General features: G+C 64.3%; 25 protein-coding genes. 17 read left to right on the top strand and 8 right to left on the bottom strand.

The features are described 5' to 3' along the window. Window positions 1–82: 82 nt before the first annotated feature. Both NKH52_RS14460 and NKH52_RS14455 read right to left on the bottom strand, forming a co-directional pair. Window positions 83–541, bottom strand: coding sequence for a nuclear transport factor 2 family protein (locus NKH52_RS14460; protein ID WP_352730456.1), 459 nt, complete (start codon window positions 539–541; stop codon window positions 83–85). Window positions 542–625: 84 nt separating this feature from the next. Further along, complete coding sequence (locus NKH52_RS14455; protein ID WP_023810720.1) at window positions 626–985, bottom strand: hypothetical protein; 360 nt, start codon at window positions 983–985, stop codon at window positions 626–628. 79 nt (window positions 986–1,064) lie between these two features. Between NKH52_RS14455 and NKH52_RS14450 the strand changes: the two genes are divergently transcribed. The 3 genes from NKH52_RS14450 (at window position 1,065) to NKH52_RS14440 (ending at window position 3,862) form a co-directional block, all read left to right on the top strand. Then, the gene (locus NKH52_RS14450; protein ID WP_352730454.1) at window positions 1,065–1,643 is read left to right on the top strand and encodes a TetR/AcrR family transcriptional regulator; all 579 of its coding nucleotides are present in this window, start codon (window positions 1,065–1,067) and stop codon (window positions 1,641–1,643) included. A 44-nt stretch (window positions 1,644–1,687) separates the two neighbouring features. Further along, window positions 1,688–2,953, top strand: coding sequence for a beta-ketoacyl-ACP synthase II (gene fabF, locus NKH52_RS14445; protein WP_352730452.1), 1,266 nt, complete (start codon window positions 1,688–1,690; stop codon window positions 2,951–2,953). Between the two features lie 93 nt (window positions 2,954–3,046). Then, window positions 3,047–3,862 carry an oxidoreductase gene (locus NKH52_RS14440; protein ID WP_352730450.1) on the top strand — a complete coding sequence of 272 codons (816 nt, stop codon included), beginning with the start codon at window positions 3,047–3,049 and terminating at the stop codon, window positions 3,860–3,862. Window positions 3,863–3,884: 22 nt separating this feature from the next. On the opposite strand, the gene NKH52_RS14435 is transcribed toward NKH52_RS14440, so the two are convergent. From NKH52_RS14435 to speB, 4 genes are all read right to left on the bottom strand, one after another. Further along, the gene (locus NKH52_RS14435; RefSeq protein WP_352730448.1) at window positions 3,885–4,532 is read right to left on the bottom strand and encodes an amino acid ABC transporter permease; all 648 of its coding nucleotides are present in this window, start codon (window positions 4,530–4,532) and stop codon (window positions 3,885–3,887) included. Further along, window positions 4,529–5,185: an amino acid ABC transporter permease gene (locus NKH52_RS14430; RefSeq protein ID WP_352730446.1), complete on the bottom strand. Its 657-nt coding sequence runs from the start codon at window positions 5,183–5,185 to the stop codon at window positions 4,529–4,531. The genes NKH52_RS14435 and NKH52_RS14430 overlap by 4 nt, the downstream gene beginning before the upstream one ends. A gap of 6 nt (window positions 5,186–5,191) precedes the next feature. Next, complete coding sequence (locus NKH52_RS14425) at window positions 5,192–5,998, bottom strand: transporter substrate-binding domain-containing protein (protein ID WP_352730444.1); 807 nt, start codon at window positions 5,996–5,998, stop codon at window positions 5,192–5,194. An 81-nt stretch (window positions 5,999–6,079) separates the two neighbouring features. After that, on the bottom strand, window positions 6,080–7,141 hold the full coding sequence (speB, locus tag NKH52_RS14420) for an agmatinase (protein WP_352553126.1): 1,062 nt from the start codon (window positions 7,139–7,141) through the stop codon (window positions 6,080–6,082). 266 nt (window positions 7,142–7,407) lie between these two features. Between speB and gcvA the strand changes: the two genes are divergently transcribed. The 8 genes from gcvA (at window position 7,408) to NKH52_RS14380 (ending at window position 16,410) form a co-directional block, all read left to right on the top strand. Continuing rightward, complete coding sequence (gene gcvA / locus NKH52_RS14415) at window positions 7,408–8,382, top strand: transcriptional regulator GcvA (RefSeq protein WP_352730440.1); 975 nt, start codon at window positions 7,408–7,410, stop codon at window positions 8,380–8,382. Window positions 8,383–8,518: 136 nt separating this feature from the next. Then, on the top strand, window positions 8,519–9,823 hold the full coding sequence (pncB, locus tag NKH52_RS14410) for a nicotinate phosphoribosyltransferase (protein WP_352730438.1): 1,305 nt from the start codon (window positions 8,519–8,521) through the stop codon (window positions 9,821–9,823). 182 nt (window positions 9,824–10,005) lie between these two features. Beyond that, a complete protein-coding gene (locus NKH52_RS14405) occupies window positions 10,006–11,445 on the top strand; it encodes a hypothetical protein (RefSeq protein ID WP_352730436.1) in 1,440 nt (479 codons plus the stop codon). Window positions 11,446–11,598: 153 nt separating this feature from the next. After that, entirely contained in the window at window positions 11,599–12,903 is a 1,305-nt protein-coding gene (locus tag NKH52_RS14400) for an ABC transporter substrate-binding protein (RefSeq protein WP_352730435.1), read from the top strand. 213 nt (window positions 12,904–13,116) lie between these two features. After that, on the top strand, window positions 13,117–13,998 hold the full coding sequence (locus tag NKH52_RS14395; protein WP_127321453.1) for a branched-chain amino acid ABC transporter permease: 882 nt from the start codon (window positions 13,117–13,119) through the stop codon (window positions 13,996–13,998). Next, on the top strand, window positions 13,995–14,957 hold the full coding sequence (locus tag NKH52_RS14390) for a branched-chain amino acid ABC transporter permease (protein WP_352730433.1): 963 nt from the start codon (window positions 13,995–13,997) through the stop codon (window positions 14,955–14,957). Before NKH52_RS14395 ends, NKH52_RS14390 begins: the two co-directional genes overlap by 4 nt. Further along, window positions 14,954–15,679 (top strand): ABC transporter ATP-binding protein, encoded by a 726-nt coding sequence (locus NKH52_RS14385; RefSeq protein WP_352730431.1) that lies wholly within the window; start codon window positions 14,954–14,956, stop codon window positions 15,677–15,679. The genes NKH52_RS14390 and NKH52_RS14385 overlap by 4 nt, the downstream gene beginning before the upstream one ends. Next, entirely contained in the window at window positions 15,676–16,410 is a 735-nt protein-coding gene (locus NKH52_RS14380) for an ABC transporter ATP-binding protein (RefSeq protein ID WP_128304203.1), read from the top strand. The genes NKH52_RS14385 and NKH52_RS14380 overlap by 4 nt, the downstream gene beginning before the upstream one ends. A gap of 136 nt (window positions 16,411–16,546) precedes the next feature. On the opposite strand, the gene NKH52_RS14375 is transcribed toward NKH52_RS14380, so the two are convergent. Together NKH52_RS14375 and pncA are read right to left on the bottom strand one after the other, a co-directional pair. Beyond that, window positions 16,547–17,929 (bottom strand): sodium:proton antiporter, encoded by a 1,383-nt coding sequence (locus NKH52_RS14375; protein ID WP_352730429.1) that lies wholly within the window; start codon window positions 17,927–17,929, stop codon window positions 16,547–16,549. A gap of 268 nt (window positions 17,930–18,197) precedes the next feature. Continuing rightward, the gene (pncA, locus tag NKH52_RS14370; protein WP_352730427.1) at window positions 18,198–18,812 is read right to left on the bottom strand and encodes a bifunctional nicotinamidase/pyrazinamidase; all 615 of its coding nucleotides are present in this window, start codon (window positions 18,810–18,812) and stop codon (window positions 18,198–18,200) included. 245 nt (window positions 18,813–19,057) lie between these two features. Between pncA and NKH52_RS14365 the strand changes: the two genes are divergently transcribed. Genes NKH52_RS14365 through NKH52_RS14340 form a run of 6 tightly spaced genes read left to right on the top strand, consistent with a single transcriptional unit; the run spans window position 19,058 to window position 26,365 of the window. Beyond that, the gene (locus tag NKH52_RS14365; RefSeq protein WP_352730425.1) at window positions 19,058–19,918 is read left to right on the top strand and encodes an FAD binding domain-containing protein; all 861 of its coding nucleotides are present in this window, start codon (window positions 19,058–19,060) and stop codon (window positions 19,916–19,918) included. Further along, on the top strand, window positions 19,915–22,908 hold the full coding sequence (locus tag NKH52_RS14360; RefSeq protein WP_352730423.1) for a molybdopterin-dependent oxidoreductase: 2,994 nt from the start codon (window positions 19,915–19,917) through the stop codon (window positions 22,906–22,908). The genes NKH52_RS14365 and NKH52_RS14360 overlap by 4 nt, the downstream gene beginning before the upstream one ends. Next, the gene (locus NKH52_RS14355; RefSeq protein WP_352730421.1) at window positions 22,905–24,446 is read left to right on the top strand and encodes a 6-hydroxynicotinate reductase; all 1,542 of its coding nucleotides are present in this window, start codon (window positions 22,905–22,907) and stop codon (window positions 24,444–24,446) included. The genes NKH52_RS14360 and NKH52_RS14355 overlap by 4 nt, the downstream gene beginning before the upstream one ends. Beyond that, entirely contained in the window at window positions 24,446–25,330 is an 885-nt protein-coding gene (locus NKH52_RS14350; RefSeq protein ID WP_352730419.1) for a UPF0280 family protein, read from the top strand. Before NKH52_RS14355 ends, NKH52_RS14350 begins: the two co-directional genes overlap by 1 nt. Continuing rightward, window positions 25,323–25,907 carry an amino acid synthesis family protein gene (locus NKH52_RS14345; RefSeq protein ID WP_352730417.1) on the top strand — a complete coding sequence of 195 codons (585 nt, stop codon included), beginning with the start codon at window positions 25,323–25,325 and terminating at the stop codon, window positions 25,905–25,907. Before NKH52_RS14350 ends, NKH52_RS14345 begins: the two co-directional genes overlap by 8 nt. Beyond that, window positions 25,904–26,365: a MarR family winged helix-turn-helix transcriptional regulator gene (locus NKH52_RS14340; RefSeq protein ID WP_352730415.1), complete on the top strand. Its 462-nt coding sequence runs from the start codon at window positions 25,904–25,906 to the stop codon at window positions 26,363–26,365. Before NKH52_RS14345 ends, NKH52_RS14340 begins: the two co-directional genes overlap by 4 nt. Window positions 26,366–26,369: the final 4 nt, after the last annotated feature.

The raw sequence follows: 26,369 nt of genomic DNA, 5'->3' as shown, positions 1-26,369 counted from the left end.
TACTGCGCGGGCGGAAGGCACGTGACGAAAAAGATCAGCGCGACCGGCCCGTAATCTTGGCTGTCCTCGGACCGCGCTTCTGCTAGCTTGTTATCTGCTCGGCGACAGCTTCTTCGAGGCCGGCTGCGGCCTGGGCGGCGAGACCGCGCGCCGCCGCCTGTGAATCATAAAATTCCTCGAGCGCATGAACCGTGCCCCACCGCAGCGTGAACACGTGGAGACCACGGTTGATGTAGGACGTATCACCGTTGAGCAGGGTTGCGGTGCCATCCCACTGGGCAAACACGGTGGTATGCCACGGCCAGCCCTTCACCCAGACGTGGTTGACCGTGAGATGGAGAGTGGGCAGAACACGGCCGAGGCGCTCGAACCACCGGCGCAGGGCTTGCCTGTCGTGGCGCTCCCCACCAAGCGCGTGGGCGCCACCAACCCGGTGATGGACATGCGGCGCGATGGCCTTCACCGCCGCGTCCCAGCGATGGTTGTTGACGTCGTCGAAGCTCTGCCGGATCGATTTCTCGACAAAATAGCTGTAAAGCATGTGACCTCTCCAGGCTCATTGGGATGGCGTGATCGGACGCGAGAGCCCCGGCCAGCATCGCGCGGCCGCGGCCTGCGCGTCAGGTCAGGGCGTTGTCGCATCGGCTCGCAGGGATGTGCCGGTCCCGGTCGAGACCGTCACTTCCTTACCGGACCTTGAGAACGCGTAGAGCGAGCCCGGGTGGCCCGGTATGGAAAATGCCACGGCGTCACTGTTGGCGAGGCCCATGACGAACCGCAGCGGATCACCCCCGGTCTTCGGTGCGAAAGTGGCGGTGACCTCAAGCAAGTCGCCGCGCGGAACGTAGTAGGCCACCATGTCCAAGTGTCCCTGGTGCAGGCTGCCGCCTTCGATCGGGCGTCCGATGGTGGCTTCCTCGGCGAGAGCCGGGGTTGCAAGAAACAGCGCCGCCAGGAGCGAGGCGCTCAGGGTTTTGCGGATCATCTCATTTGTCCTTTTTTTAGATTGCGTTCACCCTCTATATAGGGTATAGATTACGGATGCAATCTAAAAGGAGATGACGATGCGTGTGAGTCGCACTCAGGCCGCGGAAAACCGCGAGACCGTGATCAATGTGGCAAGCCGGCTTTTTCGGGAGCGCGGCTTTGACGGCATCGGCCTCAAGGATCTGATGAAGGGTGCCGGGCTGACCCAGGGCGCCTTTTACAAGCAATTCGAGTCGAAGGACGATCTGGCGGCGCTGGCTTCCAGGCGGGCGATGGAAAGCGCCACCCACAAATGGTCAGCCGCGACCGCGGCACATCCTGGGAACCCGCTCGACGGGGTGATCTCATTCTACCTCAGCATGGACCATCGCGGGGAAAAGATGGACGGCTGCCCGGTCGTTGCGCTCGGTTCGGATGCAGCCAGGCAGGGTGCCGAGGTGAAGGCGTCATTCGAAGACGGCATCAAGGCGTACCTTGAGATGCTCGGCAGTTGGGTTGGCGAGGGCGACAGCGAAAAGAGCGGAAAAAAGGCAATGGCCGTTCTCTCGACGATGGTCGGCGCGGTCGTGCTCTCGCGGGTTGTCAACGATCCCGACCTTGCGCGGGCTTTTCTGGATGCGGCGGCCGATCAGGTTCGCGAAGCAGTCGCCACTTGAACGGCGCGAGCAGCGCCGCCGGCACACCAGGGACAGGAGAGCAGATGCAACGGATTGTCGTCACGGGCATGGGAGCGGTCACGCCCCTGGCCGCCAATGTCGAAGCGTCCTGGTCACGCCTGCTTGCCGGCCGGTCCGGCGTTCGCAGGCTTCCGGACGATGTGGTGGGAGAGCTGCCGGTTAAGATTGGCGGCGTGGTTCCCTCCCTGGGCGAAGATCCGGAGGCTGGTTTCGGTGCCGATGCCGTCCTGTCCGCGAAGGATCAGCGCAAGGTGGACCGGTTCATTCTGTTTGCGTTGGCGGCGGCGGAAGAGGCGCTTGCGCAGGCGCAATGGAAGCCTGCCCTGGAAACGGAGCGCCTGCGCACGGCCACGATCATCGCTTCAGGAGTCGGCGGGTTCCCCGCCATCACCGAGGCGGTGCGCACGGTGGACCTGCGTGGCGCCCGCCGCCTGTCTCCCTTTACGGTGCCGTCCTTCCTGGTGAACCTCGCGGCGGGCCACATCTCGATCCGTCATGGTTTCAAAGGTCCACTCGGCGCACCGGTGGCCGCATGCGCGGCGGGCATCCAGGCGATCGGCGACGCCGCCCGCCTGATCCGCGCCAACGAAGCCGACATCGCTGTATGCGGCGGAACGGAAGCGTGCATCAACACCGTCAGTCTCGGCGGTTTCGCCGCCGCTCGCTCTCTTTCAACCGGCTTCAATTGGGCGCCGGCCCAAGCCTCGCGCCCTTTCGACACATCGCGGGATGGCTTCGTCATGGGCGAAGGGGCCGGCGTGCTGGTCATCGAGGCGTTGGACCACGCGTTGGCGCGCGGCGCAAAGCCGCTGGCTGAGTTCGTCGGCTACGGCACGACCGCGGATGCCCACCACGTCACCTCCGGGCCGGAGGACGGCGACGGCGCGCGCCGGGCCATGCAGATCGCGATTGCCCAGGCAGGGATTTCGCCACGCGAGGTTCGTCATCTCAATGCGCATGCGACCTCCACGTCAGTCGGCGACCTGGGTGAGATCGAAGCGATCAAGAGCGTGTTCGGGCGCGATTTCGCGATAGCTGTCAGTGCGACGAAATCGGCGACCGGACACCTGCTCGGAGCGGCCGGCGGGCTGGGTGCGATCTTCGCAATCCTGGCGCTCAGGGATCAGGTCGCCCCGCCAACCCTCAACCTGGGCGAGGCCGATCCGGCCGGCGACGGCATCGACTTCGTCGCAAACGCGCCCCGGCCGATGGAGATGGAGTACGCGATCTCCAATGGCTTCGGCTTTGGCGGCGTGAATGCCAGCGCCCTGTTCAGACGCTGGAACTAACCGGTAGCCGGACGCAGTCATGACCAACACCCTTTGCCCCGGCCTCTCATGCTTTTCCCAATCCGATCCAACGCAAAGAAGGACACGATTTCCATGAACAAGACCAATCCCGGCGTCGCCCTGGTGACAGGGGCATCTTCCGGCATCGGGCGCGCTACCGCCGACGCCTTGCTAGGCGCCGGCTTTCGCGTCTTCGGAACCAGCCGTCGCGCGGCCTCCCAGCCATCCGCCGGCGTGACCATGCTGACCTGCGACGTGACCGACGACGCGTCCGTCGCGACAATGGTCGATGACGTTCTGGCCAAGGCCGGACGCATAGACCTGCTTGTCAACAATGCCGGCATGGGCCTGTTTGGCGGCGCGGAGGAGTCCTCGACCGCCCAGGCCAAGGCGCTGTTCGACGTGAACGTCTTCGGCGTTTTCCGCGTGACCAACGCGGTGCTGCCGGCAATGCGGCGCCAAGGGAAGGGCAGAATCGTGAATTTGAGTTCGGTGCAGGGGTTCATCCCCGCTCCCTATTTCGCGCTTTACTCGGCGACCAAACATGCCATCGAGGGTTATTCGGAGTCGCTCGATCACGAATTGCGCCCGTTCGGCATCCGCGTTTCGCTGGTGGAGCCCGCCTATACCCGCACATCATTCGAGGACAATCTTGCCGCCCCCGACCGGTCGCTCGAAATCTACGACTCTGCGCGCGCCGGGATGACTGTATCCGTGCGGAAGGCGATGGAAAAAGGCGATGCGCCCGAAGTGGTCGCGAAGACCGTTTTGGCCGCGGCGACCGATCCCGCGCCGAAGAAACGCTATGCGGCGGGAAAAATGGCGCGCCAGGTCAGTTTCCTGCGCCGTTTCGTCCCCGCGTCCGCATTCGACAAGAGCCTGCGCAAGCAGCTTGGGCTGCCGGCCTGAAATCGAGCGCTGCCTTGGCGCGTCAGCGAGCAGCCGCCTGTTTCTCGAGCCTGCGGGCGTATTGCGTCAGCGGAAAGCACATGACGAAGAAGATCAGCGCCACCAGCCCGTAGACCTTGAACGGTTCGAAGGTCGCATTGTTGATGGCGTTGGAGGTCCGTACCAGTTCCTCGAAACCGATGATCGAGGTCAGCGCGGTCGATTTGATCAGCTGAACCAGGAAGCCGACGGTCGGTGCGCGGGTGATCGAAAAGGCCTGCGGCAGGATAATCAGCCTCAGCTCCTGCAAATAGTGCAGGCCAAGGCTGGCGCCGGCGTCCCATTGGCCCAGGGGTAGCGCCGCGACGCCGGAGCGCCAGATTTCGGCGAGATAGGCGCTGGCGAAGAAGGTGAGGCCGAGCGCCGCCGCCGTCCAGGGTTCGATGCGCAGGCCGAGCATCGGCAGCCCGAAGAACATCAGGAACAGCTGCATCAAGAGCGGCGTTCCCTGGAACAGGGCGATGTAGCCGGAGGCTATGCGCCTGCTCCACTTGTTTTTGGCGATCCTGAAGAACAGCACGACCAGGCCGACGATGCCGCCGCCGATGAAGGCGGCCAGCGATAGCAGCACTGTCCAGCGGGCGGCGAGCAGCAGGTTGCGCACGATGTCCCAGAAGGTGAATTCGATCATGACACGCCAGCTCCGAGCGCACGGCGTCCGCCTGACACCAGCAGCCGGCGCAAGGCCATCGACAGAGCGAGATAGACCAGCGTCACGACGAAATAGGTCTCGAAAGAGCGGAAGGTGCGTGCCTGCAGCATGTCGGCCTCGTAGGTCAGCTCGCGCACCGCGATCTGCGACACGACGGCCGACTCCAACATCATGATGACGATCTGGCTGGTGAGCGCGGGATAGATGATCTTAAGTGCCTGCGGCAGCACGATCTTGACGAAGACCTGGCGTGGCCGCAAGCCCAATGCGAGCGCTGCCTCCGTCTGGCCGCCAGGCACGGCGTCAAGCCCGGCGCCGACGATCTCGATGGTGTAGGCCGCCATGTTGAGCGTCATCGCCAGCATGGCGGCCAGGATCGGGTCGAGCCGGATGCCGAGGCTCGGCAGCCCGAAGAAAATGAAGAACAACTGCACCAGGAACGGCGTGTTGCGCATCACCTCGACGTAACAGGCGATTGCCCGCTTGAGCAGCACAGGGCCGTTTCGTCGCCCCGCGGCACCCAGGATGCTGAGCAGCGTTCCGGCCAGCGTGGTCACGGCGATCAGCAGGATCGTCGTGGCCGCACCGTGCGCGATGTCGCCCAAAGCATCCGGGAGCCAGGCAAAGGCCACGGAAACTCAATCCTTGAGGTTTTCGGGATTGAGCGGCGTCTTCAGCCAGGCTTTCGAGCTTTCGTCCAGCTTGCCGTCGGCCAGCATCTTGGCGACCGCGTCGTTGACGGCCTTCTTCAGGCCGTCCTCGTTCTTGTTGAGGCCGATATGCGAAGGCGAGGTCAGAAGCTGGAACTTCTGCTCCGGCTTCAGCGCATCCTGCTTGGCCAGCACCTGCGCGCCGACATCGTTGCCGACGACCATCAGCTGCGTCTGGCCGGAGATGAAGGCCTGGATCACCGAATTGTAGTTATCGAAGCGCTTGATGTCGGCCGACGCCGGTGCTGCCTCGGTGAGCGAGGTGTCTTCCAGCGTGCCACGATTGACGGCGATCGACTTGTCGGCGAGGTCTTCCTTGCCCTTGACCGTCAGTGCCGCCGGACCGATCACGGCGATGTAGTAGGGCGCGTAGGCGGCGGCGAAGTCGATGACCTGTTCGCGTTCCTTCGAGTAGCCGACGCTCATCAGGATGTCGACGCGCTTGTCGTTCAGATACGGGATGCGGTTCTGGCCGGTGACGGCGATGGGGTTGAGCTTCACCTTGAGCGTATCGGCGATGTATTGCGCGACATCCATATCATAGCCCTTGAGGCTCATATCGGCGCTGGCCGAGGAGAAGGGCGGAAAGTCGGCGAAGACGCCGACATTGATGGTGCCGGCCTTGGTGATGTCCGCCAGCGCATCGGCGCTTGCGGCCTGAATCGAGAGGCCGAAGCCGGCCGTGCCGAGCATCAGCACGGCGGCGATAGATGAAAATGTCTTTCGGATTGTCATTGTTATTCCCCTGTCTGGAAGCTTGTTTGTTGGATACGGCCGCCGGCTCCAGCGCGGCGGCCGCCTTTGCTTTTCTGAAAGTCAGGCGCCCTTGCCTGTGATCGCCGGGCTGAACACCATCAGGCTCAGGATCTCGAACAGTACCTGTGCCGCGGCGTGCGCCGTGTTGGTGGTCGAGTCGTATTGCGGTGCCACCTCGACGACGTCGCCGCCGACAATGTTAAGGCCTTTCAGGCCGCGCAGCAGTTCGAGCACTTCGCGCGTCGTCAGCCCGCCGACTTCCGGCGTGCCGGTGCCGGGCGCGAAGGCCGGGTCGACGCTGTCGATGTCGAAGGAGACATAGGTCGGCCCGTCGCCGACTATTCTGCGCGCCTTCTCGATGATGGCCGGAATGCCGAGACCGGTCACCTCCTCGGCATGCACCACGGTCATGCCGGACTCGTAGGTGAACTCCCACAGATATTCGGCCGAACCGCGGATGCCGATCTGGATGGTGCGCGTCGGATCGAGCACGCCGTCGAGCACGGCGTTGCGGAACGGTCCGCCGTGGTGGAACTTGGTCATGTCGAACAGGCCACTGGTGTCGCAATGCGCGTCGATGTGGATCAGCCCGACCGGCGCCTTCTTACCGACGGCCTTGAGGATTGGATGGCTGATCGAATGGTCGCCGCCGATCGAAAGCGGGATGACGCCGGCATCGACGATCTGGTTGGTGCGGCGCTCGATATCCTCATGGCTGGTTTCCAGCCGGTAGCGGCTGCGGAACGGCGTATCGCCAATGTCGGCGACCCTGAGTTCATGCGTCGGCGCGCACTCCAGCACGTGGTTGTAGGGACCGATGCGCTCGATGGCGCGCAGCGCCCTTGGCCCGAAGCGCGAGCCCGGCCGATTGGTGACGCCGAGATCCATCGGCACGCCGATCATCGCTACCTGCAAATCTCCGAAATCCGGATTGTCGGCCGATATTTCGCGGTAGGGTGCTGCGAGGAAGGTCGGGATGCCGGAATAGGGCGCCAGCCGTGTACCGCTCTTGGAAAAGATCTTGTCGGCGACCTTGCGAAACTTCGGGTCGAACATTTCGCCGCCATGGCTTTCACCATATTTGCGACGCAACGCGTCGAGTTTGCCGCGATCGTAACCCATATTCGCTCCTCCTGCCGGCTGATGCAGTGCGACCGTTGGTGACGTCTGGCGAAGCGACCGTCATCCGGCCGGGTCGCTGTCCCGCTGGCTGCCTGCAGATTTCACGTCTTGAAGCTGTTCCGGGCTCAAGTGTCCGGCAGCCGCATTGAAAAATCAATTGATATTGTTAAGGTGTTTTCTGTGAGAAAATCTCACAATGAACTCTGAGCACGATCTCATCCGAAAACCGGCCTCCACTTTTCGGGATCGTGCTTCAATGGATGCTCATGCCCAAACGCCTGCCGCCCCTCAATCCGCTGCGCGCTTTCGAAGCAACGGCCCGGCATGGCTCGCTGACCAAGGCGGCCAGTGAGCTGAATGTCACGCATGGCGCCATCAGCCACCAGATCAAGGCACTCGAGCAGTCGCTCGGCGTCAAGCTGTTCGAGCGGGTCGGCCAGCGGGTCAAACTGACACCGCATGGCGCCGAACTTTTGCCGGCGGTCTCGACCGCCTTCGACAGCATCGCCGCCGCCACCCAGCGCATGACAAGGCCGGCGAGCAGCGGCACACTTTCAGTCTCCTGCGTGCCCGCGCTGCTGTTGCTGTGGATGACACCGCGGCTCGGCAGTTTCATGGCGCAATATCCCGACATAAGGCTGACGCTTATTCCCTCGAACGACCCCAGGGATTTGCGGGCGCCGAACATCGATGTCTGCGTGCATTATGGCGACGGCAGCTGGACCGATTGCTGGATGCGAAAATGGTCGGGCCTCGAACTGTTTCCCGTGGTCAGCCCGACCTTGATCAACAACCGCCCGATCCGCAGCGTCAGGGATCTCGCCGACCATGTCTTCCTGCATGGCGACGACGGTCGCGAATGGCACACCTGGCTGGCGGCGGCCGATGCGCTGGACCTGGAGCGGGGTCGCCGCCATCACCTCGGCGATGCGCGTATGGCGACCGAGGCGGCGGTGCACGGCCATGGCGTGGCGTTGGGCGACTCCGTGACGGCAAGCGCGCTGCTGGCCAGGGGCATGCTGGTCGCGCCGTTCAGCCTGTCGGTGCCGGCGGTCGACGATTTCTACGTCGTCTGCCGCAACGAAATGAGGGCGACGCCGATCGTGCAGGTGTTCATCGACTGGCTGTTCGCCGAGAAGGCCGGGGATGACGGGCGTGCCGACGCCCCGGTGGCCGGCCGCATCGTCAGCCGCCGCAAGCGTCCGGCGCTCAGGGTGATGGGCGGCAAATCCGCAAACTGATGCCAGGTTCTGCGCCACCGCGTGCAGGCAGCTCTTTTTGTCGGGCCAGCCTGAAAGCGGGCAGCGTTCTGGCCGATTCGATGCTATGAGGCCTGTCGCGATTGTGGATGGCAGGCAGCGAAGGCGGTGTTGAAACATGGCTAAGACCGATATTGCGCGGCGGGTCTACAACCACACCTGGAAGCTCGATCCGATCGTGCGCAGCCTGCTCGACACGGATTTCTACAAGCTTTTGATGCTGCAGATGATCTGGGGCATGTATCCCAAGGTCGACACGACTTTCTCGCTGATCAACCGCACCACCTCTGTGCGGCTTGCCGACGAGATCGACGAGGGCGAATTGCGCGAGCAGCTCGACCATGCCCGCACGCTGCGCTTCTCCAAAAAGGAGATGATCTGGCTCGGCGGTAACAATTTCTATGGCCGCAAGCAGATCTTCGAGCCGGAGTTCCTGGCCTGGCTGGAAGGCTTCCGGCTGCCCGAGTATGAGCTGTCGAAGCGCGACCGGCAGTACGAGCTGACCTTCAGCGGGCCGTGGATGTACACCACGCTGTGGGAAATCCCGGCGCTCGCCATCATCAATGAACTTCGATCGCGCGCGGCGATGCGGGCGTTCGGGCCTTTCGCGCTCGACGTGCTCTATGCCCGCGCCAAGTCCAAGATGTGGGCCAAGACCGAGCGGCTGAAGGCGCTGCCCGGCATCCGCATCTCGGACTTCGGCACGCGCCGGCGCCATTCCTTCCTGTGGCAGCGCTGGTGTGTCGAGGCGCTGAAGGAAGGCATCGGCGAGGCGTTCACCGGCACTTCCAACGTGCTGCTGGCCATGGACAACGACCTCGAAGCGCTCGGCACCAATGCACATGAGCTGCCTATGGTGTTTGCAGCACTTGCCGACTCGGAAAAAGAACTGAGACAGTCGCCCTACAAGGTGCTGCAGGACTGGCAGCGCTACTATGGCGGCAACCTTTTGATCGTGCTGCCCGATGCGTTCGGCACCGCCTCCTTCCTGCGCGACGCGCCGGACTGGGTGGCCGACTGGACGGGTTTCCGCCCCGACAGCGCACCGCCGATCGAGGGCGGCGAAAAGATTCTCGCCTGGTGGCGCGACAAGGGCAAGGATCCCAAGCAGAAGCTGTTGATCTTCTCCGACGGGCTCGAGGTCGAGACGATCGAGGAGACCTATCGCCACTTCAAGGGCAAGGTGCGTATGTCCTTCGGCTGGGGCACCAATCTGACCAATGATTTCGAAGGCTGCGCGCCGACGGAAACCAACAGCCTCGACGCCATATCGCTGGTTTGCAAGGTCACCGAGGCCAATGGCAGGCCAGCGGTCAAGCTTTCCGACAATCCGGCCAAGGCGACGGGGGATGAGGAAGAGATCGAGCGGTATCTCAGGATTTTTGGCGAGAAGGACCGCGTGGAGCAACTGGTCAAGGTGTGAGCGTGGAGGCTGCGCCAGCCAAGATGGCGGATAGGCCGAGTTCCTTCGCGCCCCCCTCTGTCCTGCCGGACATCTCCCCCACGAGGGGGGAGATCGGATTTCATCTCTGCTTTCGCCAATCTTCGACGTTGCTACAAAAGCGCGGACGGCGCGGCCAGCCAATCTCCCCCCTCGTGGGGGAGATGTCCGACAGGACAGAGGGGGGCGCCGTAGAGTGCCGTCGTCTGTCGTTGGCGTTGTTATCTGCAGCGCTGCTGGCCCTCCTCCCCACCCCCGCCTTCGCCCACGCCTCCGACCGAGGCCACGTCCTGCTCCTGCCGACCGGCTACTATCTGATCGGCGGCGCCTTCGCCGTTGCCGTCAGCTTCCTCGTCCTGGCGCTGTTGCCGGCGGATTCGCTCGATCGCTTCTGGCGCCGCCGCCTGCCGTTATTCGCTCTCGGCGACGCCGCCCACACCACCATCAGCCTGATATCCTTCGCCGGCTTTGCAATCCTCATTACCGCGGGCCTTTTCGGCAGCCGCGACCCACTCTCCAACCCACTGCCTTTGGCGATCTGGACCTTGCTATGGGCTGGCGTCACCTTGCTGCAAGGTGTCTTCGGCTATCTCTGGTCGTGGCTCAACCCCTGGTATGGGCCATGGCGTCTCGTCTCTCGCCTGTCAGGCAGAAACAACGAAGGAAGATGGCGTCTGCCGCGATGGATCGGCTGCTGGCCGGCTGTCCTCTTGTTCTTCGCCTTTGCCTGGTTCGAACTCATCGATCCGGCGCCCGACGACCCGGCGCGGCTGGCCTTGGCCGCCGGCCTCTACTGGCTGTTCTCTTTCCTCGCCATGCTGGCGTTCGGCTATCGCGGCTGGAGCCGCAGCGGTGAATTCCTGACGGTTTTCTTCTCGATAGTGGCGCGCTTCGCTGTCGTCGAACGCAACCAGGACGGCCGGCTTGCACTTTGCTGGCCCGGCGCCAAGCTGCTGGCGGCGCAGCCCCTGCCGGCCAGCGGCATCGCCTTTCTGCTGCTGGCCCTGTCGTCGGTATCCTTCGACGGCCTGTCGAAAACCTTCTTCTGGCTCGGCCTGTTCGGCATCAACCCGCTCGAATTTCCCGGCCGCACCGCGCTGATCGGCAGCGGCACTTTCGGGCTGATCCTGACATTCGCGCTGCTGGCCGCGGTGTTCCTGCTTGCCGTCCGGCTCGGCCAGCGTCTTGCCGGCAGCGACCACACTCTCGGCCACGCCGCAGGCCTGCTGGTATGGTCGATCGTTCCGATCGCGCTTGCCTATCACGTTGCGCATTATCTGACGGCCCTGCTCGTCGACGGCCAATATGCGCTTGCGGCACTTTCCGATCCGTTCGCGATCGGCTGGAACCTGTTCGGCACCGCCGACATGCAGATCGAGGCCGGCATCGTTGCCGGGGCGGACTCTGCGTGGTGGCTGTGGAATATCCAGGCCGGCGCCATCATCCTGGGCCATGTGCTCGCCGTCCTCGTCGCTCACGGCTTCGCCTGGCGCCTGCACCCACAGCCCTCCCGCGCGGCACTCAGCCAGTTCCCGCTCACCTTGCTGATGATCGCCTACACCGTCTTCGGCCTCTGGTTGCTTGCCACGCCGACCACCGGATGAGAAAAGGACGGCCTCGATATCGTTGGGGACGCTCGCTTGCCACATCAAGGCTTTGGTGATTTAGTTTGTACACATGCAATTTTTTGCGTCCTCTGAGCGAGGATGCCGAAGCCGCCTTATCGTTGGTCAAAACTGAAAAACAGGGGAACGAACATGGCTGACAAGAACGGATTTTTCGACCTCTCCAAGACTGCCCTGACCCGCCGCACGGCGCTGAAGGGGTTAGCCGCGGGCGCCGGCCTCGGCCTGGCCCCCGGCTTCGTCCGCTATTCCCAGGCGCAGAGCTCGGCGCCGATCAAGATCGGCTTCCAGTCGCACCGCACCGGCATCGGCGCCGCCTATGGCCGCTGGTACGAGAAGACCACGGCTGCCGCGGTCAAGGCGATCAATGCCGCCGGGGGCATCAACGGCCGCCAGGTCGAGGTGATCATCGAGGATGACGGCACCGATCCCGGCCGTGGCGCCGAAGTGGTCGGCAAGTTCGCCACCCAGCACAAGACCGACATCGTCTTCGGCACGCTGTTCTCGCATGTCGTCATCGGCTCGGCGCCCGCCGCCGGCGAAAACAAGATGCCCTATTTCGTCGTCAGTGAAGGCCATCACGTCGCCTCGACAAAGCTGAACCGCTATGTCTTCCAGCCCGGCATCACCGACGTGAAGAGCCAGATCCAGTCGATGGCGCCGTGGATCGCGGCCAATGCCGGCAAGAAGGTGACGCAGATCTTCCCCGATTTCGCCTTCGGCTACGACCATCGCGACTACCTGCCGCCGGCACTGAAGGCGCAAGGCGGCGAGGTCATCGCGCAGATCGCCATCCCGCCGACGGAATCGTCCTTCACCAAGTACTTTCCGCAGATCCCGGCCGAGACCGAGGTGATCTACCACGTCATGGTCGGCCCGGCCGTGCTCACCTTCGTCAAGGAGCTCGGCGAGTTCTACGGCTCCAACCGGCCGCAACTGTTCGGCTTCATCGATTCGCTCGAAGCCACCGACATCAACAGCCCCGGCCTCGAATTCCTGGACGGCAGCCATTTCTGGGAAGGCTCGCCGCGCTATGCCCAGGCCAACGATTCCGAAGCGCAGAAGGCCTATCGCGCTGCTGTCGGCATCGACGACAATGGCGCCGCCGTCGGCGACCCCAAGGACGTCTCCACCGCCGCGCACATGTTCGGCTGCTGGGAAACGCTCTACGTCGTCAAGAAGGCGATGGAGGACGCCGGCTACAAGGGTCCGGAAAACCGCGCAAAGCTGGTCGAGGCGACCGAGGCGCTGACCGAGTTCGCCGAGGGCCCCGAGCATCCGCAGGGACCAAAGACCTTCAACGGCAAGATCCACCAGTGCTTCGGCATCCAGAACATCTCCAAGGTCGAGGGCGGCAAGCTCAAGGTCGTGCACAAGACCAAGATCGAGGACGGGCTTTACGAGGCCGAGGGGGATTATACGACGCAGGCGCTGTAGGCTGCTCCAGCCAGCGTGAGCGCCAAGGCACCCCCCTCTGTCCTGCCGGACATCTCCCCCGCATGGGGGGAGATCGGCAGTTCGTGCGGCGGCGCCCATCTGCGAGCGTTGATGGTTGGCGAAACCAGTGAGGACATCCAATCTCCCCCCTTGCGGGGGAGATGTCCGGCAGGACAGAGGGGGGTGCCTCGCGCATCCGCTGGTACCTAGCCCATGCACTTCGGTCCCCACCTCCTCCTCGCCGCCCTCGAAGGCCTCGTCACATCGGCGGTGCTGGCGCTGACGGCGCTTGGCCTGTCGCTTGTGTTCGGCGTCATGCGGGTGGTCAATGTCGCGCATGGCGAGTTCTTCATGCTGGGCGCGGTGCTCGCCTGGGCGATCACCACGGCCATCGGCGGTCACCCTGCGCTCGGCTTCCTGGCGGCGCTGGTGATTGCGCCGCTGATCGTCGGCGCCATTGCGCTGGTCGCCGAACGGCTGGTGCTGCGCCGGCTCAACTACAATCCGGAAGCCACCATCGTCGCCACCATCGGCATGCTGTACATCATCCAGCAGTTGGCGCTGACTTTCTACGGCCCGGAGGCGCGGCCGGTGGAGCCGCCGTTCAGCTACCGCATCCTTTTGCCGTGGTTCGGCTACTCCGGCTACAAACTGTCTGTTATCGCCGCTTCCGCGCTGCTGCTCACCGCGACATGGCTGGTGCTGACCCGCACCAGGATCGGCCTCGTCATGCGCGCCACGCAGTATGACAGCGAAACGGCGCAAGCCTTCGGCATCCCTGTCGGCCGTGTCTATGGCGGCGTTTTCGCGCTTGGGGCCATGCTGGCGGCCATTGCCGCGGTGCTGATCGTGCCGATCAGCCAGGCGCATTATTTGATGGGGCAGGATCCGCTGCTGCTCTCCTTCATCGTCGTCATCATCGGCGGTCTCGGCTCGCTGCGCGGCACGGTCGTCGCCGCCGTGCTGATCGGCCTCTCCGACGGCATCATCTCGATGTTCTTCTCGCCGACTTTGGCCAAGATCATCGCCACGCTGCTCGTCGCCATGGTGCTGGTGTTCCGGCCGCAAGGCCTGTTCGGGACGGCATCGCGATGAGCGAAGCTTCGCCGGCAAAAGCCTATGCCCTGCATCTCGGCGTCATCGCGCTGCTCTTCGTGCTGAGCTTCCTGCTGCCGGAGTACTATCACGGACTGCTTGCCCGCATCATGGTGCTGGCGGTCTTTGCCATGGGCTACAACATGCTGTTCGGCTATGTCGGCCTGCTCAGCCTCGGCCACGCCATGTTCTTTGCCGCCGGTCTCTATGGCGCCGGCCTTGCTGTCATCCAGCTTGGCTGGGGCGTACCAGCGGCTTTCCTCAGCGGAATTGCCTGCGGCGCTGTGCTGGCGCTGGTGACCGGCCTGCTGGCGCTCCGCACCTCGGGCGTCGCCTTCATGATCGTCACCATGATGTTCGCCCAGGTTTTTTATCTCCTCATTCTTTATTTCGCGACGTGGACTGGCGGCGACCAGGGCATGGTCGTGCCGCAGCCGGAGCGGGTGCTCAGCTTTGGCGCGACCGCGCTTGACCTCACCAACCCGACCGTGCGCTACATGACAGCGCTGGCGCTGTTCTCGCTCGTGCTGCTGGTCACACTGGCCATCGTCCGCTCCCGCTATGGCCGGGTGCTGGTCGCCATCCGTGAGAACGAGGAGCGGACGAAGATGCTGGGCTATAACACCTTCTCTAACAAGCTTGCCGCGGTCGTCGTCTCCGGCGCCATCTGCGCCTCTGCGGGCGCCGCCTACGCGCTGCTGTTCGGCTATGTCGGATCGAGCTTCGCCTCGGTGCAATATTCGATCCTGCCGCTGCTGTGGGTGCTGCTCGGCGGCGCCGCCACCACGCTCGGGCCGCTGATCGGCACGCTGTTCATGTACTATGTCATCGACATCACCAGCGGCTACACCTCCGCCTATCTGCTGATCGTCGGCATCGCACTGATCCTGCTGGTGCTGTTTTTCCCCAAAGGCATTCTCGGCAGCATCCGTCAGCGCTGGCTCGGGTGGCTGCCATGACGCCGCTTTTGACCACCAAGGGGCTGTCGCGCAATTTCGGCGGCCTGCGTGCCGTCGACAATGTCGATTTCGCGCTGATGCCGGGAGAGATCCGCGCCGTCATCGGTCCCAATGGAGCGGGGAAGACCACTTTTGTCAGCCTGATCAGCGGCCGCATCCAGCCGTCCGCCGGCATGATCGTCTTCGACTGCGCCGATATTACCGGCCTGCCGGCCTATGCCCGCGTCCGCATGGGCATTGCCTACACGTTCCAGATCACCAGCATCTATGCCAACCTGTCCGTTTACGCCAACGTCGCGCTGCCCGTGCAACTCACACTGCGGCACGGCACCTCCCGGAGCGCGATACAGGCCGCTGTCATGGCCGCGCTCGAACGCACCGGCCTGGCCGATCGTGCCCACATGCCGGCCGGCCAATTGTCCTACGGCCATCAGCGCCTGCTGGAAGTGGCGATGGGCCTGGCGCTGAAGCCGCGCCTGCTGATCCTCGACGAACCGACGCAAGGCCTGGCCGACTCTGAGATCGACAATTTCATCACGTTGGTGCGCGAGATCGCCAAAAATGCCACCGTGCTTCTGATCGAGCACAACATGCCCGTGGTCATGCAACTGGCCGACCGCATCACCGTCTTCAACGCCGGCAAGATCCTCGCCGAAGGCACGCCCGAAGCAATCCGCGGGAACGTGGCGGTGCAGGAAGCCTATCTGGGGACCGCCCCATGACCGAGACAAACAAGGCCGAGGCGACGTCTCAAGCACTCACCATCTCGGGGCTCGACTGCTTCTATGGCGAGGTCCAGGTGCTCTATGGCCTCGACCTGGTGCTGAACAAGGGCGAGGTGCTGTGCCTGTTCGGCCGCAACGGCGCCGGCAAGACGACGACGCTCAAAGCCATCATGGGGCTGGTTCCCTCGAGCGCCGGCTCGATCAGGCTCGACGGTCAGGAATTGACTCGGCTACCGGCACATGAAGTGCCCAAGGCCGGCGTCGCCTATGTGCCGCAGGGAAGGCGGCTGTTCGCCGAGATGACGGTGGCGGAAAACATCGAGATCGGCCTGATGGCGCGCGGCAAGGGCAAGGCGACGCGTGAAAATGTGCTCGACCTCTTTCCGCTGCTGCGCCAGCGGCTGCGGCAACGTTCAGGCACACTGTCCGGCGGCGAACAGCAGATGCTGGCGATGGCACGCGCACTCTGCCTCGAACCGCAAGTGCTGCTGCTCGACGAGCCGACGGAGGGCCTGATGCCGTCGATGATCGCCAAGATCCGCGAGACGGTGTCGAAGCTGCGCGACATGGGGGTCTCGACGATCCTGGTCGAACAGCGCGTCGATGCGGTGCTTTCGGTCGCCGACCGCGTTGCCTTCATCGAAAACGGCCGCAACCGCGAGACGGTCGATGTCGAGGAACTGCGCGCCGACCCGTCGGCGGTCAGGCGCTATGTCGGCGTGGGTTGAGATTTACCTCCGGGCGAGACCCGTGGCTCGCCCCGGCAAGTCGCTGCGAAGCAGCAGGGTGGGGTGCGGCGCAGACCCCCACCCGGACCTTCGGTCCGACCTCCCCACAAGGGGGAGGTAGGGCTTGGCGCCCTACTCACCCAAAGAACAGAAAGCCCGCAACCAGGAATGTCGGGACCAGCACCAGCCCCGACCACAGCATGTAGCCGAAGAAGCCCGGCATCTTCACGCCGCGATGTCGGGCGATGGCGTAGACCATGAAGTTCGGCGCATTGCCGATATAGGTGTTGGCGCCCATGAACACGGCACCGGCCGAGATCGCCGCCAGGGTCGAAGCGAATTCCGTCATCAGGTGCCTTGGGTCGCCGCCAGCAAGCTCGAAGAACACCAGATAGGTCGGCGCATTGTCGAGGAAGGACGACAGCGCCCCTGTCAGCCAGAAATAGGCGAGATCGTTGGGTTGGCCGGAGGGCGAACTGACAAGTGACACCAGCGACGCCAGCGCGCCGTCATGTCCGACCCCAAGGATGGCGATGACCGGCACGATGCAGATGAAGATGCCGGCAAACAATTTGGCCACCTCCGATATCGGGCCCCAGTTGAAGCCGTTGGCCTCCCGGTGGCTCTTGTAGGAGAGCGGAAGCGACAGCAGGGCCAGTGCCAAGATGATGGCGTCTCGGACCAGATTCTGCAGTTCCAGGCTGACCCCGAACACGGAGAAGCTGACGCCCGGCTTCCAGGTTGCCGACAGCAGGATGGCGCCGATCACGCCCGCCAGCAGCGGAAGGTTGGCCAGGCCGCGCAGACGCACCTTGGTATCCGGCGTCGGATCCTTGATCTTCGGCGCGCCAGCCTCGCGCCGATGCAGGATGATGTCGATGCCCAGGAAGGCGGTCAGCACGGCACCGCCGACGAACAGCGTCTCGCGCCAGAGGTTGGCGGTCGTCCAGAAGAAATCGACGCCTCTGAGGAAGCCGACGAACAGCGGTGGATCGCCCAAGGGCGTCAGCGAGCCACCGATGTTGGAAACGAGGAAGATGAAGAAGATCACAACATGGGCGTTGAACGGACGGTTGTCGTTGGCGCGGATGATCGGCCGGATCAGGATCATCGAGGCACCGGTCGTGCCGATCACCGATGCCAGCAGCGCGCCGACCAGCAGCAGGCCTGCATTCACCAGCGGCGTGCCGTGAATGTTGCCGGCAATGAGAATGCCGCCCGAAATGGTGAACAGCGCAAACAGCAGGATGATGAACGACATGTATTCGGTGAGCAACGCATGCAGCACCGCTTCGGTCGCTGTGGGGACACCGAAGGCAGCCGCCAGCGGCAGGACCACCAGAGCGCCCCAAAGGGCCGCGATCTTGCCGTAGTGATGTTCCCAGGCATGAGGAAACAGCAGCGGACCGGTGGCGATCGACAATAGCAGCCCGGCAAAGGGCAGCGCCCACCACAGCGACATCGAAGCGCCGGGCAGGCCGTGTTCCTCCGCCGCGAAAGCCTGTGCCGGGAACAGCATAGCGGCAATTATCGCAGCGCATGCAGCCAACAGGGGAATCGGATATGAAAAAGGCCCCCTCATCCGGCCGCTACGCGGCCACCTTCTCCCCGTTGGGGAGAAGAGACGAGCTTCGGCGACGGCAGCCTCCTCTCCCCTAGGGGAGAGGTCGGATTGACCCGAATTGCTCTTCGCAATTCGGTTGGCAATCCGGGTGAGGGGGACCTTCCCCGAAGACAACAATCCTGCCTTTAAACATCGGATCTTTACCTGTTGCCCCACGATCCGTTCAATCCGACAAAGGGTCTTCGAGCGTCACGCCGGCGTCGCGCATGCGCTGCAGCATGGCATGGAGCGAGCCGTTGAGATCGATGCCGCGGCAGGCATCGAGCCGCACTGTGGTTTTAAAGCCCTGGCTGACGGCATCCAGCGCCGAGAAGGCAACGCAGAAATCGATTGCCAGTCCGACCAGGGTCAGCGTGTTGATGCCGCGCTCCCGGAGATAGCCGGCAAGGCCGGTCTGTGTCGTGCGATCGTTTTCGAAGAAGGCCGAGTAGCTGTCGATATCAGGCCGAAATCCCTTGCGAATAACGATCTCGGCCTTGGTCCAGGCGAGGCCGGAATGGAAATCGGAGCCCAGGCTGCCCTGAATGCAATGATCCGGCCACAGCGTCTGCTGGCCGTACGGCATCTCGATCATGGTGAAGGGCTGCGCGCCCGGATGGCTCGAAGCAAAGCTGGAGTGACCGGCGGGATGCCAGTCCTGCGTCAGCACGACATGGTCGGTTCGCCGGATCAGGTCGTTGACCAGCGGCACGATCTCATCGCCGCCAGCAACCGCCAGCGCGCCGCCCGGACAAAAGTCGTTCTGCAGGTCAATGACGACAAGCGCTTCGTCGGCCATGGGCTTTCCTCTTCCGTATGCAGGCTCCAGTGGAAAATGCCGCTGACGCGACCGGACGCAGAAACTTGACCAGATGGCCGGCGGCGTCAACCTCTCGCGACATAACAAATGCGTGCCGGCCGGGTCGCTGCAAACTCCGGCTTTGACAAATCCTGCGGGCTTGATATCATTTGCATACGAATGAATTTCTCGGCTGAACGCCGGAAATACCGGATTCGGAAAGTTCCTTTTCTGGAAGGCAAAGCGTGATCCGTTACGCGAAACCCACCTCGGTCGACGAAGCGCTCGCTTTGCTTGGCGAGGGCGCCTGGCGCATCCTTGCCGGCGGCACCGATTTCTATCCGGCACAGGGCAGCAAACCCTTCCGGGACAATGTTCTCGACATTAACGGCCTGGGTTCGCTGCGCGGCATTGCCGAGACCAGCGACCATTTCGTCATCGGCGCGCGCACGACCTGGACCGACATCGCCCGCCATCCCTTGCCGTCGGCCTTCGATGCCTTGAAACAGGCGGCGCGCGAGGTCGGCTCGGTGCAGATCCAGAACGTCGCCTCGGTCGCCGGCAATCTCTGCAACGCCTCGCCTGCCGCCGACGGCGTGCCGGCCCTGCTGGTCCTCGACGCCGAGGTCGAGCTGCGCTCAGTTGCCGCGACGCGGCACCTGCCGCTGCAGGACTTCATTCTCGGCAGCCGCCGCACGGCTCTGTTGCCCGGTGAGATGGTCACGGCCATCCGCGTGCCGAGAACCGCCCCTACCGGCATGTCGGCTTTCATCAAGCTCGGCGCGCGCCGTTATCTCGTCATTTCCATCGCCATGGTGGCGGCGCGTCTGGTCGTCGACAATGGCACCGTCCGGCAAGCGGCCGTCGCCGCCGGCTCCTGTTCGGTGGTGGCCAAGCGGCTGGCCGGCGTCGAAGCCGCGTTGTGCGGGCTGCCGGCGGATGGCGAGCTTGCCTACGCGGTCCTGTCCGCGCCGATGAGCGAACTGTCGCCGATCGCCGATGTGCGCGGCAGCGCCGAATACCGGCTCGATGCGGTGCGCGAGATTGTTGCCCGCGCCGTGCTCGCGGCTGTGGGGCGTACGACTGGCGAAGAGGTGGCGGCATGAGCCAAATTCAGCCTGACGCGCGTGAAGCCCTGCCCGACCTGGACAGCGTCCAGCCAGGCTACGGCGCTGTGCGCGCCGATATCGCCTTCGAAGTCAACGGCGCCGCCGTCTCGGTCAATGTGCCGCCGCTGCGCCGGCTGTCGCTGGTGCTGCGCGATGAATTGCTGTTGACCGGCACCAAGGTCGGCTGCGACGCCGGCGACTGTGGCGCCTGTACGGTGCTGGTCGACGGCGATCCCGTCTGCGCCTGCCTGATGTCGGCTGCGTCCGCGGCCGGGGCGGCGGTGACCACAGTTGAAGGCCTCGCCAACGGCCGGCTGTCGGCGCTGCAGGCCTCGTTCCTCGCCCATGGCGCGGCACAATGCGGTATCTGCACGCCGGCGCTGCTGGTCGCGGCAACGGCGTTGCTCGACAAGAAACCCAACCCAACCGAAGCCGAGGTGCAGGACGCGCTGGGCGGGATTCTGTGCCGCTGCACCGGCTACCGGAAGATCATCGCGGCGGTGGTGGATGCGGGACGGTTCGAACCGTCAACGGGCAGCGCTGCCCCTCATCCGCCTGCCGGCACCTTCTCCCCGTATAGTGACGGGGAGAAGGGAAACGCTCCGACGCTGGCGGCCCCCTCTCCCCGTTCTTCACGGGGAGAGGGTAAGGGTGAGGGGCAGCACCAACACCAATCGTTTGATCTCGGCCTCGATCGTAGAATGCCAATCTCGGGCAATGCCGTAGGCTCCTCGCCGATCCGACTCGACGGCGTGCCGAAGGTCACCGGGGCTGAGAAATTCGGCGGCGATTCCTTCCCCGCCGATGCGCTGGCCGTGCTGGTGGTCCGCTCGCCGCATTATCACGCCGCTTTCGCCTTCGGCGACCTCGACGGCTGGGCGAAACAGCATCCTGGCATCGCCGGGGTCTTCACCGCCGCCGACATTCCGGGAAAGAACTGTTTCGGCGCTATCGGCCCATTCGCCGACCAGCCGGCGCTGGCCGAAGGTTTTACTCGTCTTCGCGGCGAGGCGGTGGCGCTGGTCGCCGGCGAGCGCGAGGCGATCCTCGATCTCGACCTGTCGGATTTTCCTATCCGCTGGAGCGAACTGCCGCATTTTCTGCAACCCGCCGAAGCGCAGGCCGAAGGTGCGGCGCTGATCCATGAAAGTCGGCCGGCGAACCTGCTCACCTCCGGCCTGGTCGAACGCGGCGACCCCGAGACGGCGCTTGCCGGCGCTGCGTTCACCGTGTCCGGCGCCATCGACACCTCCTATGTCGAGCACGCCTATATCGAACCGGAAGCCGGCTATGCCTATCTGGACGGCGACACGCTGGTCGTCGTCGCCTGCACCCAGGCGCCCTATATGGACCGCGACGAGACGGCGAAGGTGCTCGGCCTTGCCGTCGACAAGGTGCGCATCGTGCCGACCGCGACCGGCGGCGGTTTCGGTTCCAAACTCGACGTTTCGTTGCAGCCGCTGATCGGCCTGGTGGCGCTGAAGACGGGGCGGCCGGCGGCACTCGCCTACACCCGCAACGAATCGATGATGTCGACCACCAAGCGCCATCCGGCCGAGATGAAAGCGACCATCGGCGCCGATGCCGATGGCCTTGTCACCGGCATGATCTTCGAAGGTGACTTCAACACCGGCGCCTATGCAAGCTGGGGGCCGACGGTGGCCAACCGCGTGCCGGTGCACGCCTCCGGACCCTACGCGACGCCGAACTACCGCGCCGAAGGCCGCGCCATCCACACGCATGGACCGATCTCCGGCGCCTTCCGCGGCTTCGGCGTGCCGCAAGCGACGATCATGCAGGAGACGCTGTATGACGAGTTGGCCGGCAAGCTCGGCATGGACCGGCTCGACTTCCGCTTGAGGAACTGCCTTCGGAACGGCTCCGAAACGGTTACCGGGCAGCTTCTGGAGTCCGGCGTCGGCATTGCCGAATGCCTCGAATCGCTGCAGCCGCATTGGGTGCGCGCGACGGCTGATGCGGATGCATTCAACAGTGCCAACAGGAATAGAAAGCGCGGCGTTGGCGTCGCGTCCTGCTGGTATGGCTGCGGCAACACTTCGCTGCCCAACCCGTCGACCATCCGGGTTGGCATCGCGGCTTCAGGTGACATCATCCTGCACCAGGGCGCCGTCGATATCGGCCAGGGATCCAACACGGTCATCACCCAGATATGCGCCGACGCGCTCGGCCTGCCGCTTGAGAAATTCCAGTTGAAGAGCGCCGATACAGCCATCACCCCCGACGCCGGCAAGACCTCGGCCTCGCGCCAGACCTTCGTCACCGGCAAGGCGGCCGAAAAGGCTGGCCGCGCCTTGCGCGAAAAGATGCTGCGCTTCGCCAATGTTTCGGAAAAAGCCGCTCTGCAAATGGACGGTTCGGCGATCGTCATCCGCGAGGGAGAGGCCACCCGCCGCATCGATCTCGCCAGTTTGGACGTGGATGCCGAAGGCTTCGTCTTTCGCGCCGAGGAGACCTATGACCCGCCGACGCTGCCCCTCGACGCCAAGGGCCAAGGCAAACCCTACGCCGTCTACGGATATGGCGCGCAGATCGCTGAACTGGAGGTCGACCTCAAGCTCGGTACGGTGAAGCTGCTGAAAATCACCGCCGCGCACGATGTCGGCAAGGCGATCAACCCGCTGCTGGCCGAGGGCCAGATCGAGGGCGGCATCGCGCAAGGCATCGGCATGGCGTTGATGGAAGAGTATATTCCCGGCCGCACCGAGAATTTGCACGATTACCTGATCCCGACCATTGGCGACGTGCCGCCGATCGAGACCATCCTGATAGAAGTTCCGGATCCGGAAGGACCCTTCGGCGCCAAGGGGCTGGGCGAGCATGTGCTGATCCCGACGGCACCGGCGATCCTCAACGCCATCCGCCACGCCACCGGCGTGCTGGTCACCAAGATACCGGCGACGCCGACGCGTATCCGCGCTGGCATCCGCGAGAAAGATGGTATCTGCGAAAAGGAGGCACGCCTATGAGCGAGCTTGCCGAGCGCTTCGAAACCCATGATCCCGGCGAGAAGCAGGTGGCGGAGAAGATCCGCTGCGATGCCTGTCCGGTGATGTGCTACATATCGGATGGGCGCACCGGCGCCTGCGACCGCTACGGCAATGTCGGCGGCAGGATCATGCGGATGGACCCGCTGACGATCCTCGACCATGCGGCCGAGACCGGCGCCGCAATCGTGCCATTCGTTGCCGAAGGCGAGGCCTGGGACGGCGAACTGGTCAACACCGGCCGCCGCTTCGTCACCGCCATCGGCGCCGGCACGACTTATCCCGACTACAAGCCGGCCCCGTTCATCGTCAGCCAGGAAGTCGAGGGTGTCGATCTCGTGACCGTCGTCACCGAAGGCATTTTTTCGTATTGCGGCGTCAAGGTGAAGATCGACACCGACCGTCATATCGGACCCGAAACGGCTGTCGTGCGATCGCAAGGCGAAGCGATCGGCCATGTCACGACGGGAGAGTATGGGTCGCAGATGCTGTCGCTGGGCGGCGTGCATCACCTGACCGGCGGCTCCAAGGCCGAGGGCCGCGCCACCTGCGACGCGCTGCTCAATCTGTGCAACCGCAAGCCGGTGGAACTGGCCATCGACGGCGGCGCCACCATAATAGTCGAAGCCGGCAAAGCACCGGTCATCGACGGCAAGCAGGAACACCGCATGCGCGTCGGCTGCGGCTCGGCCACGATCGGCATGTTCGCCACTCAATGGCGCGGTCTGGTCGACGAGGTGGTGGTGGTCGACGACCACATCACCGGCGTCGTTTCCGAGCACCAGGCCGGCAAGGTGCTGGACTGGCAGGATACGGGTATAAAAATAATCGGCCGCCGTTCGACGCCGGGCCGCTATTTCAAGGTCTCCGAACCCGGCCTCGGCTGGGGCGGCACCAGCATTTCCGACCCGCTGTCGATCCTCGGCGAGTGGAATGCCAAGAAAGGCGCGCGGCCGGGCCTGTCGCTGCTGATGGTGTCGACCACCGGCGAGCAGTTCGCCTATTACGAGCTCGATGACGAGCTGAAGCCGGTGCAAAAGCCGTTTCCCGAGCGGCTGCAAAAGTCTGTCGGCCTGATCGAAGACAATTGCGAGCCGGCTTTGTGCACCGTGCTGTTCATCGGCGGCGCCGGCGGTTCGCTGCGGGCCGGCGTCACCGAGAACCCGGTCAATCTGACCCGCTCGGTGCAAGGCCTGACCACCTATGTGACGGTCGGCGGCGCGCCGGTCTATGTTTGGCCGGGCGGCGGCATCACGCTGATGGTCGATGTCACACGAGTGCCGGAAGGCGCCTTCGGCTATGTGCCGACGCCGGCGCTGGTGGCCCCGATCGAGTTCACGCTGCGCCGCGACGACTATGTCAGGCTCGGCGGCTACGAGGCCGAGATACGCAGCGTCGAGGACATTGTCGCAAAAGGCGGTGAGTACCTGAATCCGCGCCGCGGCACAGGCGCCGAAGCCAACAATCCATGGCCGCCACTCGCGCAGCTACGTCGTGCCGGCCCGAACGGGGCCGGGTGATGCAAGGTCCGCAAGCCCATTGGCTGCAGGACGGCAAGCGGCTGCATCTCAACCACGGGCCGATCGACCTGATCGTCGAGGTTTTTGGCGAGGCGGGCGAATGTCGCCAAGCCTATGAACAAGCCATAGCGCGGTTCCAGACGATCCTGATGGAGCTGGTCGAGGAACTTCCCGAATTGCGGCTGCCGGCGTTTTTCCTGGCGCCGCGCACCTTCGCCGGCCCGACGGCGCGCCGCATGGAAGCAGCCGTCATGCCCCTGGCGGAATGCTTCATAACACCGATGGCCGCCGTCGCCGGATCGGTAGCCGACGAAATGCTCGCCGCATTGCTTGCCGGTCGCAAGCTCGATCGCGCCTATGTCAACAACGGCGGCGACTGCGCAATCCATATCGGCAGGGGACAGTCGATGGGATTGGCGGTCGCCGGCACCGGCAACGGCATGGCCGACCGGATCACGATCCGCGCGGAAGATGGCGTTCGTGGCGTTGCCACCAGCGGCTGGCGTGGCCGCTCCTTCTCGCTTGGCATTGCCGACGCCGTCACCGTGCTCGCGCGGACCGGCGCCGAGGCCGATGCGGCGGCGACCCTCATTGCCAACGCAGTGGACCTGCCCGGCAATCCCGCCATCAGACGCATTTCCGCACATGAACTGTCGCCCGACAGCGATCTTGGCTCGCTGCTGGTGACCCAAGACGTCGGCACGCTTGCACCTGGCGAAGTGGCGCAGGCGCTGGACAATGGCCTTGCCGTCGCCGAAGATTTTCGCCGGCGCGGCCTGATTGCCGGATCGGCGCTGTTTCTTGGCGGTGAGGCCCGCATCAGTGGCTCGGTTGCGCTTGCCGCGCCCAACGAAAGTTCGAGGGAGGAAGTTGCCCATGCCTGAGTTTCCGATCCGCAAGATCGCGGTGCTGACCGAAGAGATTTTTCACGAGGGCGGGCCGGTGGCCAGGGTGCCGCGCCGCCGCGCCGCCGCTCTTGCCGTGGTGAAGAACCCGTTCGCCGGGCGCTATGTCGAGGACTTGCAGAGCGCCATGGACGATCTGAAGCCGCTCGGCCTGCTGCTCGCCGACCGGCTGATCGCGGCGCTCGGCGGCGATGTCAAGCAGATCGACGGCTACGGCAAGGGCGCCATTGTCGGCACGGCGGGTGAGCTGGAACACGGCGCGCTGTGGCATGTGCCCGGCGGCTACGCCATGCGCGAGCGGCTCGGCGACGCCAAGGCGATCGTGCCCTCGGCCAAGAAGGTCGGCGCTTTCGGTTCGAAGCTCGACGTGCCGCTCGGCCACATCAACGCCGCCTATGTGCGCAGCCATTTCGACGCCATGGAAGTCGGCATGTCCGATGGTCCGCGCCCCGACGAGATCCTGTTCTGCCTCGCCATGACCTGCGGTCCGCGCATCCACGACCGCATGGGTGGTCTCGCGGCCGATGACATCAAAGCCTGGGATGGGTTGCGGTGAGCGGCGAGGACAATCTGCTCAAGCTGGTCGAGGTCGAGGCACAGGACGACCAGGATTACCTCCTGCAGGAGCAGGTCGGCTTCATCTTGCGCAAGGCGCATCAGCGCCATGTCGCGATCTTTGCCGCGCATATCGGCGACCTGACACCGCCGCAATTTGCAGCACTTGCCAAGCTGCGTGACGTCGGAGAGACCTCGCAGAACCAGCTCGGAACGCTGATCGCGATGGATGCAGCGACGGTGAAGGGCGTCATCGACCGGCTGAAGGCGCGCGGCCTGGTCGAGCTTTCCAGGCACGAGGTCGACAAGAGACGGCTGCTGGTCAATCTGACCGCGGCAGGCCGCGATGCGATCGAGCGCCTGATCCCGCTGGCGCGCGAGATCACCCAGGAGACGCTGGCACCGCTCTCCGCCAAGGAGATCGCCACCTTCATGAAGCTGCTGGTGAAGCTGGCGTAGACCG

This window comes from Mesorhizobium sp. M1066 (genome assembly GCF_040318635.1).
Taxonomy (GTDB): Bacteria; Pseudomonadota; Alphaproteobacteria; order Rhizobiales; family Rhizobiaceae; genus Mesorhizobium.
The sequence above is the reverse complement of the archived record's forward strand: the minus strand, read 5'-3'. Positions and strand labels throughout refer to the sequence as shown.